We start from the raw sequence: 19044 nt of genomic DNA, 5'->3' as shown, positions 1-19044 counted from the left end.
GGTCAACCCCTGCGGGAGGGACACGGTGGAGTCTGACGTGGCGGCGCGGGGTTCGGGTACGCGCAGTAAGGGCGGGCAGTCCGTGAAGAAGCAGCGCAATGGAACCGTCGAGGTAGAGGCGGCGGCGCTCCACAGACTGCTGGCCGGTCTGGTCGCCATGCGCGACGGCAACTTCCGCAGGCGCGTCACGGTCTCCGGCGAAGGCGTCATGGCGGAGCTCGCCGCGGTCTTCAACGAGGTCGCCGACCGCAATGTGCACCTCACCGGCGAGCTGGCCCGGGTGCGCCGCGTGGTCGGGCGGGAGGGCAAGCTCACCGAGCGCCTGGAGACGGGTGCCTGCGAGGGCTCCTGGGCCGCCGCGATCGACGCGTCCAACGAGCTGGTGGACGATCTCGCGCGCCCGGTGTCGGAGGTCGGGCGGGTCCTGTCGGCGGTGGCCGACGGTGATCTCGAACAGCGGATGGAGCTGCGCTCCCACACGGCGGACGACACGGTACGGCCGCTGCGCGGCGAGTTCCTGAAGGTCGCCCGTACCGTCAACAACCTGGTCGACCAGCTGTCGGCGTTCACCGAGCAGGTGACGCGGGTGGCGGTCGAGGTGGGCACCGAGGGCAAGCTGGGCGGCCAGGCGCAGGTGCGCGGGATGTCCGGGTCCTGGAAGGACCTCACGGACTCCGTCAACACCATGGCGTACCGGCTGACCGCGCAGGTGCGCGACATCGCGCTGGTGACGACGGCCGTGGCCAAGGGCGACCTGTCGCGGAAGGTCACCGTCCATGTGGCCGGCGAGATGCTCCAGCTGAAGAACACCGTCAACACGATGGTCGACCAGCTGTCCTCGTTCTCCTCCGAGGTGACCCGGGTCGCCCGTGAGGTGGGCACGGAGGGGGAGCTGGGCGGCCAGGCCGTGGTGCCGGGCGTGGCCGGGGTGTGGAAGGACCTGACGGACTCCGTCAACACGATGGCCGGCAACCTCACCTCCCAGGTGCGCGGCATCGCGGAGGTGACGACGGCGGTCGCCAACGGTGACCTGTCGCAGAAGGTGCAGGTCAGCGCGCGGGGCGAGGTCGCCCAGCTCGCCGAGACGATCAACCAGATGACCGAGACGCTGCGCACCTTCGCGGACGAGGTCACCCGCGTGGCCAGCGAGGTCGGCGGGCAGGGCGTGCTCGGCGGTCAGGCGCAGGTGCCGGGCGCTGCCGGGACCTGGAAGGACCTCACCGACTCGGTGAACACGGTCTTCCGGAACCTGACGACCCAGGTGCGCGACATCGCCCAGGTGACGACGGCGGTGGCCAGCGGTGACATGACGCAGAAGGTCACCGTCGACGTGGCCGGCGAGATGCTGGAGCTGAAGAACACCGTCAACACGATGGTGGACCAGCTCCAGTCCTTCGGTTCGGAAGTGACCCGGGTGGCCCGGGAGGTCGGCGTCGAGGGCCGGCTCGGCGGGCAGGCCGAGGTGCCGGGCGCCGCCGGGACCTGGAAGGACCTCACGGACTCCGTGAACACGGCCTTCCGTAACCTGACCGGTCAGGTCCGCGACATCGCTCAGGTCACGACGGCCGTCGCCAACGGCGACCTGTCGCAGAAGGTCACCGTGGATGTGGCCGGCGAGATGCTGGAGCTGAAGAACACCGTCAACACGATGGTGGCGCAGCTCTCCTCGTTCGCCGACCAGGTCACGCGGATGGCACGCGACGTGGGCACCGAAGGCCGCCTCGGCGGTCAGGCGCGGGTCGACGGCGTCTCCGGTACGTGGAAGGAGCTCACCGACTCCGTCAACTTCATGGCGGGGAACCTGACCTCCCAGGTGCGCCAGATCGCACAGGTCACGACGGCGGTGGCGCGGGGCGACCTGTCGCAGAAGATCGACGTGGACGCGCGGGGCGAGATCCTGGAGCTGAAGAACACCATCAACACGATGGTCGACCAGCTCTCCGCCTTCGCCGAGCAGGTGACCAGGGTCGCCCGCGAGGTGGGTACCGACGGACGGCTCGGCGGCCAGGCACAGGTGCCCGGCGTCGCCGGTGTGTGGCGTGATCTGACCGACTCGGTGAACGGGATGGCGGGGAACCTGACCGCTCAGGTCCGTAACATCGCGCAGGTCGCCACGGCGGTGGCGCGCGGTGACCTGTCGCAGAAGATCGACGTGGACGCGCGCGGCGAGATCCTGGAGCTGAAGAACACCCTCAACACCATGGTCGACCAGCTCTCGAACTTCGCGGAGCAGGTGACGCGGGTGGCCCGGGAGGTGGGCACCGAGGGCATTCTGGGCGGTCAGGCCGAGGTGCAGGGGGTCTCCGGTACGTGGAAGGACCTCACGCAGTCCGTCAACGGCATGGCGAACAACCTCACCCTTCAGGTGCGGAACATCGCCGAGGTGACGACGGCGGTCGCCAACGGCGACCTGTCCAAGAAGATCACCGTCGACGCCAAGGGCGAGATCCTCGAACTGGTGACGACGGTCAACACGATGGTCGACCAGCTGCTCAACTTCGCCGACGAGGTGACCCGTGTCGCGCGCGAGGTGGGCACCGAGGGCATCCTCGGCGGCCAGGCGCGGGTGCGCGGGGCGACGGGCATCTGGAAGGACCTCAGCGACAACGTCAACCTGATGGCCAACAACCTGACCAGCCAGGTGCGCAACATCTCCCGCGTCTCGTCGGCCGTCGCCAACGGCGACCTGACGAAGAAGGTCACCGTCGAGGCGCGCGGCGAGGTCGCCGAGCTGGCCGACACCGTCAACACGATGGTGACGACGCTGTCCTCGTTCGCGGACGAGGTCACCCGCGTCGCCCGCGAGGTGGGCACCGAGGGCGAGCTGGGCGGCCAGGCGCGCGTCCCGGGCGTCTCCGGTACGTGGAAGGACCTCACCGAGTCCGTGAACTCGATGGCGTCCAACCTGACGGGCCAGGTGCGCCAGATCGCCGCCGTCACGACGGCCATCGCCAAGGGCGACCTGACCAAGAAGATCGACATCGACGCGCGCGGCGAGATCCAGCAGCTGAAGAACACCATCAACACGATGGTCGACCAGCTGTCGTCGTTCGCCGAGCAGGTGACCCGGGTCGCCCGCGAGGTGGGCACCGAGGGCCAGCTGGGCGGCCAGGCGCGGGTGCGCGACGTGGACGGCACCTGGCGCGACCTCACCGAGTCCGTGAACGAGATGGCCGGGAACCTCACCCGCCAGGTGCGCGCCATCGCGGCCGTCGCCACGGCGGTGACGCGCGGCGACCTGAACCTGAAGATCGACGTGGACGCGGCGGGCGAGATCCAGGCCCTCCAGGACAACATCAACACGATGATCGCGAACCTGCGCGACACCACCGCCACCAACAAGGAGCAGGACTGGCTGAAGGGCAACCTCGCCCGGATCTCCGGTCTGATGCAGGGACGGCGCGACCTCGACGACGTGGCCTCGCTGATCATGAGCGAGCTGACCCCCGTGGTCTCCGCCCAGCACGGCGCCTTCTTCCTGGCCACGCCCACCGGCGAGACCGACGCGCTGGGAGCCGAGGCCGAGGGGGCGTACGAGCTGCGGATGCGGGGAAGCTACGGCTACTCCGCCGGCTCCATGCCGACGTCCTTCCGGCCGGGCGAGACGCTCATCGGCACGGCCGCCGAGGAGAAGCGGACGATCCAGGTGGACAACGTGCCGCCGGGGTACCTGAAGATCTCCTCCGGGCTCGGTGAGGCGCCGCCCGCCCATGTGATCGTGCTTCCGGTGCTGTTCGAGGGCAAGGTCCTCGGAGTCATCGAGCTGGCCTCGTTCCAGCCGTTCACGCACATCCAGCGGGACTTCCTGAACCAGCTCGCGGAAATGATCGCCACGAGCGTCAACACCATCAGCGTCAACACGACGACCGAGAAGCTGCTGGAACAGTCGCAGGAGCTGACCGAGCAACTGCGCGACCGCTCGCAGGAATTGGAGAACCGGCAGAAGGCCCTCCAGGCGTCCAACGCCGAACTGGAGGAGAAGGCCGAGCTGCTGGCCAGGCAGAACCGCGACATCGAGGTCAAGAACACCGAGATCGAGGAGGCGCGGCAGGTCCTGGAGGAGCGCGCCGAACAGCTCGCCGTCTCGATGCGTTACAAGTCCGAGTTCCTGGCGAACATGTCGCACGAGCTGCGTACGCCGCTCAACTCGCTGCTCATTCTGGCCAAGCTGCTCGCGGACAACGCCGAGGGCAATCTCTCGCCGAAGCAGGTGGAATTCGCCGAGACGATCCACGGGGCCGGTTCCGATCTGCTCCAGCTGATCAACGACATCCTCGATCTGTCGAAGGTCGAGGCGGGCAAGATGGACGTCAGCCCGACGCGGATCGCCCTGGTGCAGCTCGTGGACTACGTGGAGGCGACGTTCCGGCCGCTCACCGCGGAAAAGGGGCTGGATTTCTCCGTACGGGTGTCGCCGGAGCTGCCGGCCACGCTGCACACGGACGAGCAGCGGCTCCTCCAGGTGCTGCGCAACCTGCTGTCCAACGCGGTGAAGTTCACCGACAGCGGGGCCGTCGAGCTGGTGATCAGGCACGCGGGACAGGAGGTGCCGGACGCCATCCGCGAGCAGCTGCTGGAGGCCGGTTCGCTGCGGGACGCGGACGGCGAGCTGATCGCCTTCTCGGTGACCGATACGGGCATCGGGATCGCGGCCAGCAAGATGCGGGTCATCTTCGAGGCGTTCAAGCAGGCGGACGGGACGACCAGCCGCAAGTACGGGGGCACGGGCCTCGGCCTCTCCATCAGCCGCGAGATCGCGCGGCTGCTGGGCGGCGAGATCCACGCGGCGAGCGAGCCCGGCCGCGGCTCCACGTTCACCCTGTACCTGCCGCTGCACCCGAGCGAACTCCCGCCGCAGGGCTACCCGCAGCTCGCTCCGGGACAGGCCGACGACCAGACCGGCACGATCGAGGGCGGCCGGACGCCGGAGGCCGGACAGGTGTACGTACCGGACGCCGCGCAGGCCGCTCCGCCCCGCCGGCGCAAGGCGCTGGGAGGCGCACAGCAGCAGCCCGCGCTGCCGCCGCGTCCGGTACCCGCCCCCGCTCCGCAGCCGGCTCCGGCGGCCGAGCCGGAGGCGTGGGCCCTGGGTGGTCAGGAGGAGCCCGAACAGCCGCGCAGGACGTTCCGGTTCGGCGGCGAGAAGGTGCTGATCGTCGATGACGACGTCCGTAACGTCTTCGCGCTCACCAGCGTGCTGGAACAGCACGGACTGACGGTCCTCTACGCCGAGAACGGGCGCGAGGGCATCGAAGTCCTGGAGCAGCACGACGATGTGACGGTCGTACTGATGGACATCATGATGCCGGAGATGGACGGGTACGCGACGACCTCGGCGATCCGCAGGATGCCGCAGTTCGCCGAGCTGCCGATCGTGGCCCTGACCGCCAAGGCGATGAAGGGCGACAAGGAGAAGGCACTCGAATCGGGTGCGTCCGACTATGTCACCAAGCCGGTCGATCCCGACCATCTTCTTTCGGTCATGGAGGGGTATGTGCGCGGTGAGTGAGCGCCCACTGAGAGAATCCATGAAGATTTGTTGATCGGTGATGTCCGAGGGAGTGTGGGAACGCGGATTGCGGGGAACCTTCTGGTCCCCCGCCACGTTTCCGGTACGTGCACAGTGACATCACGGTGACAGGGTGTGGTGACCGCCGGGGTGCGGCTACCATGACCGGCACAAGGACGGGCGGCGTAAGGGAGTCGTCCCCCGGGGCGGCGCCCGGTGAAATTCCGGGGCGAGGAGGGCGGGCCATGGTGCAGAAGGCCAAGATCCTCCTGGTCGATGACCGGCCGGAGAATCTGCTGGCGCTGGAGGCCATCCTCTCTGCGCTCGATCAGACACTGGTACGGGCATCGTCAGGGGAGGAGGCGCTCAAAGCGCTGCTCACGGACGACTTCGCGGTGATTCTGCTGGACGTCCAGATGCCGGGCATGGACGGTTTCGAAACCGCCGCGCACATCAAGCGGCGGGAACGGACCCGGGACATCCCGATCATCTTCCTCACCGCGATCAACCACGGCCCGCACCACACCTTCCGGGGTTACGCGGCCGGCGCGGTGGACTACATTTCGAAGCCGTTCGACCCATGGGTGCTGCGCGCCAAGGTCTCGGTCTTCGTCGAGCTGTACATGAAGAACTGCCAGCTGCGGGAGCAGGCGGCGCTGCTGCGGCTCCAGCTGGAGGGCGGCGGCCAGACGAGCGCCCAGCAGGAGCGGGAGCCCGCCGGTCTGCTGGCCGAGCTCTCCGCGCGGCTCGCGGCCGTCGAGGAGCAGGCGGAGGCGCTGTCGAAGCAGCTCGACGACGAGTCCGCCGACGCGGGCGCCGTGGCGACGGCCGCTCACCTCGAACGGAAGCTGACCGGGCTGCGCCGCGCTCTCGACGCGCTGGAGCCGGGCACCGGCGGGGCGTCGGCGGCCGTTCCCTCGTAACGGCTCACCCGCCTTGTGGGCGGGGCCTTTTCGGGCATGGCCGGGGCAACTGACCGGTGGCTGAGAGGTTTCGGTGGCTGCCTGCCGGTGAAGGCGCGTCAGTTTCCGGCCCCCGCCAGGCGACACGGACGGGTGAACCGGTACGCGCTCGTGTTCACAGGCGTCGACACCGGTAACCTCGGCCCCATGGCCTCACGTACGTCCGGCAAGGGTTCCCAGGGCACGGCGGGCACCGCGAAGCGCGTCGGCGGTGGCCCGGGTCCGGCGAAGAGAGCCGCGCCCGCCAAGAAGACCGCAGCGAAGAAGGCGCCCGCGAAGAGGGCCCCGGCCAAGAAGGCCGCGGCGAAGAAGGCCGCTCCGCCGCGTCCGGTGCCCTCGCCCACGAACGGGGTGTACCGGCTGGCGCGGGCCCTCTGGCTCGGCGCGGCCCACGCCGTCGGTGCGATGTTCCGCGGCATAGGGCGCGGCGCCAAGGGCCTGGACCCCGCCCACCGCAAGGACGGCATCGCGCTGCTGCTGCTCGGCCTCGCGCTGATCGTCGCCGCGGGCACCTGGTCGAATCTGCGCGGTCCCGTGGGCGACCTGGTGGAGATGCTCGTCACCGGGGCGTTCGGCCGGCTCGACCTGCTCGTGCCGATACTGCTGGGCGCCGTCGCGGTGCGGCTGATCCTCTACCCCCAGCGGCCCGAGGCCAACGGCCGCATCGTCATCGGCCTCTCCGCCCTGGTCGTCGGCGTGCTCGGGCAGGTCCACATCGCGTGCGGTTCGCCGGGACGCGACGAGGGCACCGAGGCCATGCAGGACGCGGGCGGCCTCATCGGGTGGGCCGCCTCCAAGCCGCTGATCTTCGCCATGGGCGAGGTGCTGGCCGTGCCGCTGCTCCTGCTGCTCACCGTCTTCGGGCTGCTGGTCGTCACGGCGACCCCGGTGAACGCCATCCCGCAGCGGCTGCGGCTGCTCGGCGTCAGGCTGGGCATCGTGGAACCGGCGTACGACCCCGAGGCCCAGGACGGCGACGACGAGCGGTATGACGAGCAGTGGCGCGAGGCGCTGCCGCCCCGCTCCCGCCGCACCCAGGCACCCGACGCGTACGACCCGGATCTCGCGGAGACCGAGGCGCTGACCAAGCGCCGCAGGCCGCGCAGGCCCTCGGTGCAGCCCGCGATGAACCGTCCGATGGACGCGGTGGACGTCGCGGCCGCCGCTGCCGCCGCGCTCGACGGGGCCGTGCTCAACGGCATGCCGCCCTCGCCGGTCGTCGCCGACCTGACCCAGGGCGTCTCGGTGGACCGCGAGCGGGCGGGCACCCCGGTGCCGGGAGCCCGGGAAGCGGAGCCGGCCGGGAAGTCCGCCGGGAAGCGTGCGGAGGCCACGCCCGGGGCCGGTGTGCCCGATCTGACCAAGCCGGCGCCCGAGCCCCCCGAGTCCCAGTCGCTGCCCGCCCGGGCCGAGCAGCTCCAGCTCTCCGGCGACATCACGTACTCGCTGCCCTCGCTCGACCTGCTGGAGCGCGGCGGACCCGGCAAGACCCGGAGCGCCGCCAACGACGCGATCGTCGCCTCGCTGACCAACGTGTTCACCGAGTTCAAGGTGGACGCCGCCGTCACCGGCTTCACCCGAGGGCCGACGGTGACGCGGTACGAGGTGGAACTCGGCCCGGCCGTGAAGGTCGAGCGGATCACCGCGCTCACCAAGAACATCGCGTACGCCGTCGCCAGCCCCGATGTCCGCATCATCTCGCCGATTCCGGGTAAGTCCGCGGTCGGCATCGAGATCCCCAACTCCGACCGGGAGATGGTCAACCTCGGCGACGTGCTGCGACTGGCGGACGCGGCCGAGGACGACCACCCCATGCTCGTCGCGCTCGGCAAGAACGTGGAGGGCGGCTACGAGATGGCCAACCTCGCGAAGATGCCGCACGTCCTGGTGGCCGGCGCGACCGGCTCCGGCAAGTCGTCCTGCATCAACTGCCTGATCACCTCGATCATGGTCCGGGCCACGCCGGAGGACGTCCGGATGGTCCTGGTCGACCCGAAGCGGGTCGAGCTCACCGCGTACGAGGGCATCCCGCACCTGATCACGCCGATCATCACCAACCCCAAGAAGGCCGCCGAGGCGCTCCAGTGGGTCGTACGGGAGATGGATCTGCGCTACGACGACCTCGCGGCCTTCGGCTACCGGCACATCGACGACTTCAACCACGCGGTGCGCACCGGCAAGCTCAAGACGCCCGAGGGCAGTGAACGTGAGCTTGCTCCGTACCCGTATCTGCTGGTGATCGTCGACGAGCTGGCCGACCTGATGATGGTCGCCCCGCGCGACGTCGAGGACTCGATCGTCCGCATCACCCAGCTGGCCCGCGCCGCCGGCATCCACCTGGTGCTCGCCACGCAGCGCCCCTCGGTGGACGTCGTCACCGGTCTGATCAAGGCGAACGTGCCCTCGCGGCTCGCCTTCGCCACCTCCTCGCTCGCCGACAGCCGCGTCATCCTGGACCAGCCCGGCGCCGAAAAGCTCATCGGAAAGGGTGACGGACTGTTCCTGCCGATGGGCGCGAACAAGCCGACCCGTATGCAGGGCGCCTTCGTCACCGAGGACGAGGTCGCGGCCGTCGTCCGGCACTGCAAGGACCAGATGGCCCCGGTCTTCCGCGACGACGTCGTGGTCGGCACGAAGCAGAAGAAGGAGATCGACGAGGACATCGGCGACGACCTCGACCTGCTGTGCCAGGCGGCCGAGCTGGTCGTCTCCACCCAGTTCGGATCGACCTCGATGCTCCAGCGCAAGCTGCGGGTCGGCTTCGCCAAGGCCGGGCGGCTCATGGACCTGATGGAGTCGCGCAACATCGTCGGACCGAGCGAGGGCTCCAAGGCGCGCGACGTCCTGGTGAAACCCGACGAGCTCGACGGGGTGTTGGCACAGATTCGTGGGGAAACCGCTTCGTAAGAGTTTTACGGGCAACCGTTTCGCCGGGCCGTACGTCAAGTTGAAGGGAAGGACGGAACGTCCTTCCCCGGGGCGTCCCGGCGAAACCGGCTCTGTTCGAATCTGATGGCGTACAAAGTCCACCCGCCCGGTTGCCCCACCCTTTCGTACCCCCCCTAGACTGAACACCCAGCAGGTGGCTCACGCTCGAAAGGCGCCCCCGTGTCCATCGGCAACTCCCCCGAAGACGACCGGCCTTCGATCGGTCGAGTGCTTCAGCAGGCTCGTCTGGCCGCAGGTCTCACGGTCGAAGAGGTCAGCACGTCCACCCGGGTGCGCATCCCCATCGTGCACGCGGTCGAGCAGGACGACTTCTCCCGCTGCGGCGGCGACGTGTACGCCCGCGGCCACATCCGTACGCTCGCCCGTGCCGTCGGCACCGATCCGGAACCGCTGATCGCGCAGTACGACGCCGAGCACGGCGGCCGTCCCGCGCCCACCCCGGCGGCGCCGCTGTTCGAGGCCGAACGCATCCGCTCCGAACCCCGTCGGCCCAACTGGACGGCGGCCATGGTCGCGGCGATCGTCGCCGTGGTCGGCTTCGTCGGCTTCACCTTCTTCAAGGGCGGCGACGACGGGCCCTCGACGGCCGGCCGTGTGGCCGAGGGCCCGACCTCCGACAAGATCGCCCCGAAGCCCTCCGCCAGCAAGCCCGCCGACCCCAAGCCGGCCCCGTCCGAAAGCGCCATCGCCGCGGCGCCCCAGGACAAGGTCACCGTCAAGCTCAGCGCCACCCAGGGCAAGAGCTGGATCTCGGCCAAGGACCACAACGGCCGGGCCCTCTTCGACGGCACCCTCCAGCAGGGCGAGTCGAAGACCTTCCAGGACAAGGAGCGCGTCGACCTCATTCTCGGCAACGCGGGCTCGATCGAGCTCTTCGTGAACGGGAAGAAGGTCGAGGACCAGTTCAAGCCCGGACAGGTCGAACGCCTCTCGTACACCAAGGGCGACCCCGAGGTCGGCTGACCGGTCACCCCGAGACATCGCGGCGCGGCGAGCGCCCGGCCACCGTGCCGGGCGCTCGCCGTCTTTGCCACCGTGGGTGACGGCGCAACCCTCCGCGGCGGGGTCGGTGCCGGGACAAAGTAGTCTTGAGTCCATGCCCGAACGCCGTACCGTCGCCCTTGTCACTCTTGGCTGCGCCCGTAACGAGGTGGACTCGGAGGAGCTCGCAGGCCGCCTGGCAGCGGACGGCTGGGAGCTCGTCGAGGATGCCTCCGATGCCGACGTCGCCGTCGTCAACACCTGTGGGTTCGTGGAGGCCGCCAAGAAGGACTCCGTCGACGCCCTCCTCGAAGCCAATGATCTGAAGGACCACGGCCGCACCCAGGCCGTCGTCGCCGTCGGCTGCATGGCCGAGCGCTACGGCAAGGACCTCGCCGAGGCCCTGCCGGAAGCGGACGGTGTCCTCGGCTTCGACGACTACGCCGACATCTCCGACCGCCTCCAGACCATCCTCAGCGGCGGCATCCACGCCTCCCACACCCCCCGCGACCGCCGCAAGCTGCTGCCGATCAGCCCCGCCGAGCGGCAGGACGCCGCCGTGTCCCTGCCCGGTCACGCGCAGGAGATCGCCCCTGCCCCCGCCGACCTGCCGGAGGGCGTAGCCCCGGTCTCCGGGCCGCGCGCGCCCCTGCGCCGCCGGCTGGGCACCAGCCCCGTCGCCTCGGTCAAGCTGGCCTCCGGCTGCGACCGGCGCTGCTCCTTCTGCGCCATCCCGTCCTTCCGCGGCTCCTTCATCTCCCGCCGTCCCTCGGACGTGCTGGGCGAGACCCGCTGGCTCGCCGAGCAGGGCGTGAAGGAGGTCATGCTCGTCTCCGAGAACAACACCTCGTACGGCAAGGACCTCGGCGACATCCGCCTCCTGGAGACCCTGCTGCCCGAGCTGGCGGACGTCGACGGGATCGAGCGCATCCGCGTCAGCTACCTCCAGCCCGCCGAGATGCGGCCCGGCCTGATCGACGTCCTCACCTCGACACCGAAGGTCGCGCCCTACTTCGACCTGTCCTTCCAGCACTCCGCGCCCGGCGTGCTGCGGGCGATGCGCCGCTTCGGCGACACCGACCGCTTCCTGGAGCTGCTGGACACGATCCGGGGCAAGGCGCCGCAGGCCGGTGCCCGGTCCAACTTCATCGTCGGCTTCCCCGGCGAGACCGAGGACGACCTCGCGGAGCTGGAACGGTTCCTCACGGGCGCCCGTCTCGACGCCATCGGCGTCTTCGGCTACTCCGACGAGGACGGCACCGAGGCGGTCGGCTACGACAACAAGCTCGACGCCGACGTCATCGCGGAGCGCCTCGCGCACATCTCGCAGCTCGCTGAGGAACTGACCTCGCAGCGCGCCGAGGAGCGCATGGGCGAGACGCTCCAGGTGCTGGTCGAGTCCGTCGAGCCCACCGACGACGAGCCGCGCGCCTTCGGGCGCGCCGCGCACCAGGCGCCCGAAACGGATGGCCAGGTGCTCTTCACCACACGCGAGGGCCTGGTCCCGGGCCGTATGGTCGAGGCAAAGGTCGTGGGCACCGAAGGCGTGGACCTGATCGCCGAGTGCAGTGAGCTTGTGGAGGTAGCCAGATGACCGGAGTCCCGGCATCCGCGGCAGGCGGGTCCGGCTCGACGCCGGTCCGCGGCGGAAAGCTGGGCGCCGCTGCGGTCAATCAGGCCAGTCTGTGGAACATCGCCAACCTCCTGACGATGGCCCGGCTCGTGCTCGTCCCCGGCTTCGTGGTGCTGCTGCTCCACAACGGCGGGTACGACCCGGCCTGGCGCTCCTTCGCCTGGGCCGCCTTCGCCATCGCCATGATCACCGACCTGTTCGACGGACATCTGGCGCGCACGTACAACCTGGTCACCGACTTCGGGAAGATCGCCGACCCAATCGCCGACAAGGCGATCATGGGCGCCGCGCTGATCTGTCTGTCGTATCTGGGCGACCTGCCGTGGTGGGTCACGGGCGTGATCCTCTTCCGTGAGCTGGGCATCACGCTGATGCGGTTCTGGGTGATCCGGCACGGGGTCATTCCGGCCAGCCGCGGCGGCAAGATGAAGACGCTGGCGCAGGGGACGGCCGTCGGGATGTACGTCCTGGCGCTGACCGGTCCGCTGGCCACCCTGCGCTTCTGGGTGATGGCCGTGGCCGTCGTGTTGACGGTCGTCACCGGTCTCGACTACGTCCGCCAGGCCGTCGTACTGCGGCGCCAGGGCCTCGCGGCGGAGCGGGCGGCCCAGGCGGAGCCCGGGGCCGGGGAAGCGCCTGAGGGCGCCTCCGAGGAGACCGGCGCGGTCGCCGAGGCCGCGGGGGCCCGGGGGTCCGCGGAGGCCGAGCGGTGACTGCGGCGGGCCGGGTGCTGCGGCTCCTCGTCGAGCGGGGGGAGACCCTCGCCGTCGCGGAGTCGCTGACCGGCGGCCTGGTCGCGGCCGAACTGACGTCCGTACCGGGTGCCTCCCAAGCCTTCAGGGGCTCGGTGACGGCTTACGCGACCCCCTCAAGAGTGAAGTCCTGGGGTGGACGCCGGCCTCCTGGCGGAGCGCGGGGCGGTCGACGCGGACGTCGCGCGTCAGATGGCGACAGGCGTACGGCGAGCTCTGGGCGCAGACTGGGGAGTGGCGACCACCGGCGTCGCCGGCCCCGAACCGCAGGACGGCCGGCCCGTCGGTACGGTCTTCGTCGCGGTCAGCGGCCCGCACGGCATCGGGAAAGTGTCCGCGCTGAGGTTGAACGGCGACCGGGCGGACATCCGTAAGAAGAGCGTACGAAGCGCGCTCGACCTGCTCTCAGGCGAACTCCACGAGAATGCGAGCGCACAGGATACGGAAGAGAACGGGGGGAATTGATGTTTGCAGCCCTGAGTGAACACGACATCGCTCCCCGCACGGCCGCAGCGCTAGGCGGTACGGTGGGGCGTGAAGGATGCGGCTACGCGGTCCGAGGAGGGAGCCACCGATGATTCTGCTCCGTCGCCTGCTGGGTGACGTGCTGCGTCGGCAGCGCCAGCGCCAAGGCCGTACTCTGCGCGAAGTCTCCTCGTCCGCCCGAGTTTCGCTCGGCTATCTCTCCGAGGTGGAGCGGGGGCAGAAGGAGGCATCCTCCGAACTGCTCTCCGCCATTTGCGACGCGCTTGACGTACGGATGTCCGAGCTCATGCGTGAAGTGAGCGATGAGCTGTCCCTGGCCGAACTGGCCGAGTCGGCAGCGGCCAGCGATCCGGTACCTGTACCGGTGCGCCCCATGCTCAACTCCGTCTCCGTTACCTCGGTGGCGGGTGTACCGACGGGGCGGGTGACCATCAAGGCACCCGCGGAAGCGGTGGACGTAGTCGCCGCCTGACCGATCGGTTCGGTGTGAAGCCGGAGCCCCGGTTCTCCCTCTGTTGTGGGGAGGGCCGGGGCTTTCGCGTGCCCGTGTGCGGTTTTTGTGCCGGTGCGTGTGTCAGCGGCGAGATGGGGGCAGGCGCGTGGATGAGAGACCGAGAAACCTTCCGAATGGACTTGTCGGAGTCATCGGGTGCTTTCTCAAATGACCGTTTTGCTTCGTTTGTGCCATCGTGGGTGGTGCTGAACGGAACGGATTCCAGATCGGAGACGTGCATGTCTGTGGTGAAGAGCCCACTGTCCGAGACCGACCTCAAGACCGTCGGAGACGCCCTCCAGGGCGCTCTGGTGGATCTTCTCGACCTTTCTCTGGTGGCCAAGCAGGTCCACTGGAACGTGGTCGGGCCGCGGTTCAGGTCCGTGCACCTCCAGCTCGACGACGTCGTGGACACCGCGCGCCAGCACTCCGACACGGTCGCGGAGCGCGCGTCCGCGCTGGGCGTCAACCCGGACGGCCGAGCCGCGACGATCGCCAAGAGCACGGCCATCGCCTCCGTGTCCGAGGGCTGGATCAAGGACGTGGACGCGGTGAAGACCCTGGTCGACGCCCTCGGCGTGGTGATCGGCCGGATGCGCGAGCGCATCGAGGTGACCGAGACCCCGGACCCGGTCAGCCAGGACCTCCTGATCACGCTGACCGCCGACCTCGAAAAGCACGCGTGGATGTTCCAGGCCGAAAGCGCCTGAGCTGGTCAGGGGGCTGTAAGGCGGTTGACCTGCAACGGAACGCATTTCAACGCGTCCCAATGCATCCCATGGTGACCCGTCGTCGTACGGAAAGATTCCGGAATCCACGACCCGAGCGGAACGATTCCGGAACGCGGCACCGCCCCTGACCACCTGGAACAACACCCCAACAGGTCCCAGAACCTGGAAGGCCCCGGCTCGCAGCGCGCGAGACCGGGGCCCTTTCGGAAGTGCGACCGTTTAGGTACTGACTCAAGATCATTTACTGGCGACCGTTTGGGCTGTGCCCCTCCGACGAACCCCCCTCCCCGAGTGGGTCATCGCCCGACGGAGGGAACTCGGCGAACGCCTGGTCTCCACCCGTCGCGCGGCCGGCCTCTCCCAAGACCAGCTCGCCGACCGCGTCGGCGTCGAGCGCCGCACCATCCAGCGCTACGAGTCCGGCGAACGAGACCCCCGCTACACCGACCTCCTGCTCATCGCGGACGCGCTGGGTGCGCCGCTCGTGGAGCTGGTGCAGGAGTGACGAAGCCCCGGTCGGCCGACGGGGACGGCCGACCGGGGCGGTCTACGGGGTGCTCAGCTGCACGCCGGGCAGACGATGTCCCCGATCCACCCGGAGCCGCCGCAGTGCGGGCAGTTCGGGTTTGGGGCCTCGGCTACCGGCTGGAATTGCGTTTCGTCGTTCGTCTCCATGAGGCTCCTCATTTGTCGGTGTACGCGCCGGTGACCCGGCCGCAGTCGTCGCACAGCCGATTCAGCATCGGCCGGAACGTGAACGGCGCCGCGGTGGGCAGCGTCCATGTGTTCAGAGACCCGCACTCGATGCATCGCGGCCGGTTCACCGACGCGAGGCCGAGCAGTAGCGGGATGCCCGACGTGTTGCCGAGCAGGGATGCGGCGTTCTCTCGCGAAGAGGTCATCCCTCTACGATGCCGACTCGGCGTTGTCCTCGTCGGTGGAACGCGGGTAATCGCCGCCCGGCAGGCGGTCCTGGCACTCCTTCGTGTCAGCGCACTCGCGGAGGAACACCGTGTAGATGGCCCCGCCTTCCGGTGCTACCCGGATTTCGCCGACGGCCCGGTCGTAGCCGGGGTGCAGTGGCCACCGGCACCAGCAACAGCGCCACCCGCGCTGCTGATGCTCAGACAGCGAGCCAACGGGGGGTAAGCGGCGGGGGGCAGACGTCTCCACGAGGAGCCTCCTAGGGCGTGTCCTAGGCCAGACCATAGCGTGACCTAGGACACCTCGCCAAGATGCCGGAACTCCCGCTCTATCGCGGCGCATTGGTGACCTAGTACAGTCCCCCGTGACCTAGGACATAGAGGAGTGCTGTCGTGCCCGACAACCCGCCGCCCTACATGCAGGTAGCCGACCGGATCCGGCGGCGCATCCTCGACGGAGTCCTCGCCCCCGGCGCGAAACTCCCACCAGTCCGGGAGCTGGCCGCCGCCGAGGGCGTCGCAGTCGCCACCCTCGGCCGGTCCCTCGATCACCTCCAGGTTGAGGGCTACATCACCACCAGCCGCCGTGGCACTTTCGTTGCGGACGCCCCCACCGTCACCGCATCCGCTCACGACCGCACCGCCCGCGTGCTGCGCACCGGCAGCATCCTCGGCGAGGGCGAGACGATGATCGTGACCTCGGCCGACCTCGTCGTGCCGCCCACCTACGTCGCCGAGATTTTCGACTCCGAGCCCGGCGCTCGGGTCGTGCGCCGCCAGTGGCACACCGGCACGGGACAGCAGCGCACCGGCCTGTACGTCACCTGGTATCCCGGGCATTTCGCTGGCGTCGTACCTGAGCTGTTGTCCTCATCCCGTGGCGACGCCGGCCGCCTGCTCGCCCGGGTTCAGGAGACGACCGGACGCCGAGTCATCGCCGGGCGAGACGACATGCACGGACGGGACGCCGACGCCCGCGAGGCCGCGGCGCTGGGCCTGCGGATCGGGGCGCCAATCCTCGCGGGCGCGCACCGGCTGTGGGACGACGAGGGCATCATCGAGTACGGCGAGTGGTGCCTGCCCAGCCGCCTTGTCATCGGATACGAGTACCGGTTCGAGCAGTAACCGTGCCAGCTGATTGAGGTCAGGTGCGGGACACCAGCGTGGCGGTGAGGGACCGGGACGTGATCGCGTACGACGGCCGTGTCGGTACGTCGTTAGCCTGGAACTGCACGGTCAGCGGGTTCCCCACGCCGGTGCCGTCGAACGCATACAGCGACGTGACGGACAGGGTGCGGTTCTGGTCGGCGGTGCCCGGCATCACGTTCGCGCTGACCCCGGCGATCTCAAAGCTGCTGAACAGCCGCAGCCGCACCCACTCGATCGACTGCGGGGCCACCCACCGCGAGTACGACACGGTCGCGTTGATCAGCCAGACGCCGGGGATGAACGGGATGAACGAGTCCCGGGGCATCTGGGTGCTGACGCCCCAGAGCGCGCCGCCCGTGTTCTCCTCCAGCACCTCATACTGGACCTGGATCTGGGGCCCGGCCCCGTACTCCTGCCGGGTGCCGCCGCCGACAACCCGGAACATGGGCCGCTGGGCGATGCCGTCCTGGAGGGTCTTGAGGTCGGTGTCGTATGCGGTGGCCAGGGCCTCCAGGTCGGCGGCCACGGTTGTGTCGGAGCTGAGGTCGGGGTACGGGTAGCCCCGGTTCGGTGTAGTCCCCATGCTCAGTACCCTCCCGGGATGTTGCCCATCTTGACCGCCCACAGCGACCGGTCCTGAAGGTTCACGCTGCCGCCAGACGTAGACGTGACGGCGACGGTGATGTCGGCGGGAGTGGCCCCGTCGGCGTACGTCAGCATGCCCACGCTGAGGTAGGTATTCGTCGGCTCGTCGCCGCTGTTGTTGTTCCCCTGGAGCGACGCCCGGGCCACCGCCCCGCTGGCGCTGTTGGTGATGTCGGCCCGTAGCCCCCACGTTCCCGTCGCCGTGGTGGCGGCAACCGACGCTCCGACCATGTACAGGCCCTGCTCCGTGATCCGGATGCGGGTGTTGCTGGTCGGGATGTTGACCATGCCGCCGATGTTGATCTCCTCCGCGGCGAACGTCACGGTGTTCGCGACGAACGGTGTCAGCGTCTGGTTGGCGATTGCGGACATGCGGGCGGCTGGCCGGTGTGCAGCAGCGTCCAGGCGGTCCGCGAGCTGCTGGGCAAGCCCGTCCAGGTCCAGGGCCATGTCCTGGATGGTCGGTCCCAGGGTGCTGACCTGGTCGGTGAGAACGGGGTACGTGATCCCGCGCGGTGTGTTGGCGGTCATGCGGTGGTCCTCCTGGCCGTGACGAAGTCCCAGACCATGCCGGTGGTGTCGTTGACGGTGGAGCGGAGGGCGACCCGCATCCACCCGGTGATCGTGGACGTCGCCGTCCCCGACAGCGGGGTCCACGGCGGGGCCGGCACAAGGTCGGTGGCGTCCGCAACCAGGGTGTCGGGGGCGACGGTGGTGGGGTAGGTGTCCGTCGGCCCGGCGAACCACAGCGCGTACAGGGCAGCGTCCACCTGGACCGGCGGGTTGTCTCCCAGGGAAGCCCCCGCATACGCGGAGATCGCCAGCGTGTCGCCGTTGCTGACGGGGATCGGATCGGAGTACAGATAGCTCTGTGCCGTGGTCGCGGTTGTCGCGGTGACGAGCGCGCTCTGCCCCCCGTCGACAGCGACGGAGTCCGTGACCGATGCGGTGGATCCGGACGCGATGTCGTACAGGGTCCACCCGACCGGGCTCGTCCCAGCCCCGGACTCCTCGAAGCTGCCGTTCGACACGAGGTTGTCCCCGGCCCCGGCGATCCGTCCGAGAATCATCCACGAGGCGTCCTGCCGAACGACGGCCACAAGGTCTCCGGCGGCCGGCTCGTAGGGGCTGATGAAGCTGGCGGGGAACGAGGTGCCACCGACGACGACGACCGCCGACCCGGCCGTGGCCGATGCGACGGTGCCCGTACGGACCTGAGCCCACGGCCCGGACGACGCGGCGAGAACCTGCGGAGTGGTCTCCATCAGAAGTGCTCCAGCTGGGTGGCCCACAGTTCGGCGGCGCTGTTCCACGAGGTGGCGCCGGACGAGCTGTGACGGATCTGGATGGACAGGGTGGCGGACTCCTGGACGGTGAGGACGGCGTCGGCGTACCCGGCGATGAGCGCCCCGCCGGACCCGGTGACATAGCCCGGCGTCTGGAAGTTGCTGACGGGGCTGCCGTTGAGGAGGAACCGGATACGGAGCTGGGTCAGCGTGGTGGTGGTGCTGGTGGTGTACGCGCCGACGTAGTACCGGCCCGGTTCCACGAGGCGGACGACGCCGTTCGTGGTGTCGGACATGCCGCCCGTGTCGATCGTGTCCGATGTGAACAGCGGGTAGCGGTCCTGCCCGGTGCCGGTCACGGACGCGGCCTGCATGCGCACGCTGTCGGGGTTGAACACGTCCTGCTCAGCCAGCGCGTACACGAGGTCGAGGGCGGCGTCAGCGGCGTACGCCAGGGCGGCGATCTGCCCCGCGTCCGACGCGTCCACCACCCGGGGCGGGTCGCACTCCGGGTACGGAATGCCGTAGTTCGGGGTGGTGTCCAC

Annotated in this window: 15 protein-coding genes and 1 pseudogene; 11 read left to right on the top strand and 5 right to left on the bottom strand. The window is 69.4% G+C overall.

Going from position 1 to position 19044, the window contains the following annotated elements:
• Positions 1 to 82 precede the first annotated feature (82 nt).
• The 10 genes and pseudogenes from NEH16_RS08035 (at position 83) to NEH16_RS07990 (ending at position 15001) form a co-directional block, all read left to right on the top strand.
• Entirely contained in the window at positions 83 to 5509 is a 5427-nt protein-coding gene (locus tag NEH16_RS08035; protein ID WP_265547107.1) for a HAMP domain-containing protein, read from the top strand.
• 245 nt (positions 5510 to 5754) lie between these two features.
• The gene (locus tag NEH16_RS08030) at positions 5755 to 6432 is read left to right on the top strand and encodes a response regulator (RefSeq protein ID WP_018105279.1); all 678 of its coding nucleotides are present in this window, start codon (positions 5755 to 5757) and stop codon (positions 6430 to 6432) included.
• Between the two features lie 186 nt (positions 6433 to 6618).
• Positions 6619 to 9378: a DNA translocase FtsK gene (locus NEH16_RS08025; protein WP_073967672.1), complete on the top strand. Its 2760-nt coding sequence runs from the start codon at positions 6619 to 6621 to the stop codon at positions 9376 to 9378.
• 201 nt (positions 9379 to 9579) lie between these two features.
• Positions 9580 to 10383 (top strand): helix-turn-helix domain-containing protein, encoded by an 804-nt coding sequence (locus NEH16_RS08020; RefSeq protein WP_073967365.1) that lies wholly within the window; start codon positions 9580 to 9582, stop codon positions 10381 to 10383.
• A 133-nt stretch (positions 10384 to 10516) separates the two neighbouring features.
• Complete coding sequence (gene rimO, locus NEH16_RS08015) at positions 10517 to 11995, top strand: 30S ribosomal protein S12 methylthiotransferase RimO (protein WP_265540553.1); 1479 nt, start codon at positions 10517 to 10519, stop codon at positions 11993 to 11995.
• Positions 11992 to 12747, top strand: a complete 756-nt coding sequence (gene pgsA / locus NEH16_RS08010; protein ID WP_265540551.1) for a CDP-diacylglycerol--glycerol-3-phosphate 3-phosphatidyltransferase — start codon at positions 11992 to 11994, stop codon at positions 12745 to 12747. The genes rimO and pgsA overlap by 4 nt, the downstream gene beginning before the upstream one ends.
• Positions 12744 to 13251: pseudogene (locus tag NEH16_RS08005) on the top strand (CinA family protein). The gene pgsA and the pseudogene NEH16_RS08005 overlap by 4 nt, the downstream one beginning before the upstream one ends.
• A 109-nt stretch (positions 13252 to 13360) precedes the next feature.
• Entirely contained in the window at positions 13361 to 13744 is a 384-nt protein-coding gene (locus tag NEH16_RS08000; protein WP_018105285.1) for a helix-turn-helix domain-containing protein, read from the top strand.
• Between the two features lie 260 nt (positions 13745 to 14004).
• Positions 14005 to 14475: a Dps family protein gene (locus NEH16_RS07995; protein ID WP_073967369.1), complete on the top strand. Its 471-nt coding sequence runs from the start codon at positions 14005 to 14007 to the stop codon at positions 14473 to 14475.
• Between the two features lie 283 nt (positions 14476 to 14758).
• On the top strand, positions 14759 to 15001 hold the full coding sequence (locus tag NEH16_RS07990; RefSeq protein WP_265540545.1) for a helix-turn-helix transcriptional regulator: 243 nt from the start codon (positions 14759 to 14761) through the stop codon (positions 14999 to 15001).
• Positions 15002 to 15179: 178 nt separating this feature from the next.
• Here NEH16_RS07990 and NEH16_RS07985 read toward each other — a convergent pair whose 3' ends face one another.
• Positions 15180 to 15398, bottom strand: a complete 219-nt coding sequence (locus NEH16_RS07985; RefSeq protein WP_265540543.1) for a hypothetical protein — start codon at positions 15396 to 15398, stop codon at positions 15180 to 15182.
• Between the two features lie 438 nt (positions 15399 to 15836).
• On the opposite strand from NEH16_RS07985, the gene NEH16_RS07980 reads away from it, so the two are divergent.
• Entirely contained in the window at positions 15837 to 16544 is a 708-nt protein-coding gene (locus NEH16_RS07980) for a GntR family transcriptional regulator (RefSeq protein WP_265547106.1), read from the top strand.
• 19 nt (positions 16545 to 16563) lie between these two features.
• Here NEH16_RS07980 and NEH16_RS07975 read toward each other — a convergent pair whose 3' ends face one another.
• The 4 genes from NEH16_RS07975 to NEH16_RS07960 are packed head-to-tail and all read right to left on the bottom strand — an operon-like array spanning position 16564 to position 19044.
• On the bottom strand, positions 16564 to 17151 hold the full coding sequence (locus tag NEH16_RS07975) for a hypothetical protein (protein WP_265540541.1): 588 nt from the start codon (positions 17149 to 17151) through the stop codon (positions 16564 to 16566).
• A gap of 2 nt (positions 17152 to 17153) precedes the next feature.
• A complete protein-coding gene (locus tag NEH16_RS07970; RefSeq protein WP_265540540.1) occupies positions 17154 to 17744 on the bottom strand; it encodes a hypothetical protein in 591 nt (196 codons plus the stop codon).
• A complete protein-coding gene (locus NEH16_RS07965; RefSeq protein WP_265540538.1) occupies positions 17741 to 18478 on the bottom strand; it encodes a carbohydrate binding domain-containing protein in 738 nt (245 codons plus the stop codon). The genes NEH16_RS07970 and NEH16_RS07965 overlap by 4 nt, the downstream gene beginning before the upstream one ends.
• Positions 18478 to 19044, bottom strand: coding sequence for a hypothetical protein (locus tag NEH16_RS07960; RefSeq protein WP_265540536.1), 567 nt, complete (start codon positions 19042 to 19044; stop codon positions 18478 to 18480). The genes NEH16_RS07965 and NEH16_RS07960 overlap by 1 nt, the downstream gene beginning before the upstream one ends.

The sequence above is a fragment of the Streptomyces drozdowiczii genome, assembly GCF_026167665.1.
Classification (GTDB): domain Bacteria; phylum Actinomycetota; class Actinomycetes; order Streptomycetales; family Streptomycetaceae; genus Streptomyces; species Streptomyces drozdowiczii_A.
The sequence above is the reverse complement of the archived record's forward strand: the minus strand, read 5'-3'. Positions and strand labels throughout refer to the sequence as shown.

Bases quoted from the DNA above. Each gene is read 5' to 3' on its own strand.
- NEH16_RS07970 (WP_265540540.1), bottom strand. From the start codon at position 17,744: ATGACCGCCAACACACCGCGCGGGATCACGTACCCCGTTCTCACCGAC.
- pgsA (WP_265540551.1), top strand. From the start codon at position 11,992: ATGACCGGAGTCCCGGCATCCGCGGCAGGCGGGTCCGGCTCGACGCCG.
- NEH16_RS08030 (WP_018105279.1), top strand. From the start codon at position 5,755: ATGGTGCAGAAGGCCAAGATCCTCCTGGTCGATGACCGGCCGGAGAAT.
- NEH16_RS07965 (WP_265540538.1), bottom strand. From the start codon at position 18,478: ATGGAGACCACTCCGCAGGTTCTCGCCGCGTCGTCCGGGCCGTGGGCT.
- NEH16_RS07985 (WP_265540543.1), bottom strand. From the start codon at position 15,398: ATGACCTCTTCGCGAGAGAACGCCGCATCCCTGCTCGGCAACACGTCG.
- NEH16_RS07995 (WP_073967369.1), top strand. From the start codon at position 14,005: ATGTCTGTGGTGAAGAGCCCACTGTCCGAGACCGACCTCAAGACCGTC.
- NEH16_RS08025 (WP_073967672.1), top strand. From the start codon at position 6,619: ATGGCCTCACGTACGTCCGGCAAGGGTTCCCAGGGCACGGCGGGCACC.
- rimO (WP_265540553.1), top strand. From the start codon at position 10,517: ATGCCCGAACGCCGTACCGTCGCCCTTGTCACTCTTGGCTGCGCCCGT.
- NEH16_RS08000 (WP_018105285.1), top strand. From the start codon at position 13,361: ATGATTCTGCTCCGTCGCCTGCTGGGTGACGTGCTGCGTCGGCAGCGC.
- NEH16_RS07975 (WP_265540541.1), bottom strand. From the start codon at position 17,151: ATGGGGACTACACCGAACCGGGGCTACCCGTACCCCGACCTCAGCTCC.
- NEH16_RS07980 (WP_265547106.1), top strand. From the start codon at position 15,837: ATGCAGGTAGCCGACCGGATCCGGCGGCGCATCCTCGACGGAGTCCTC.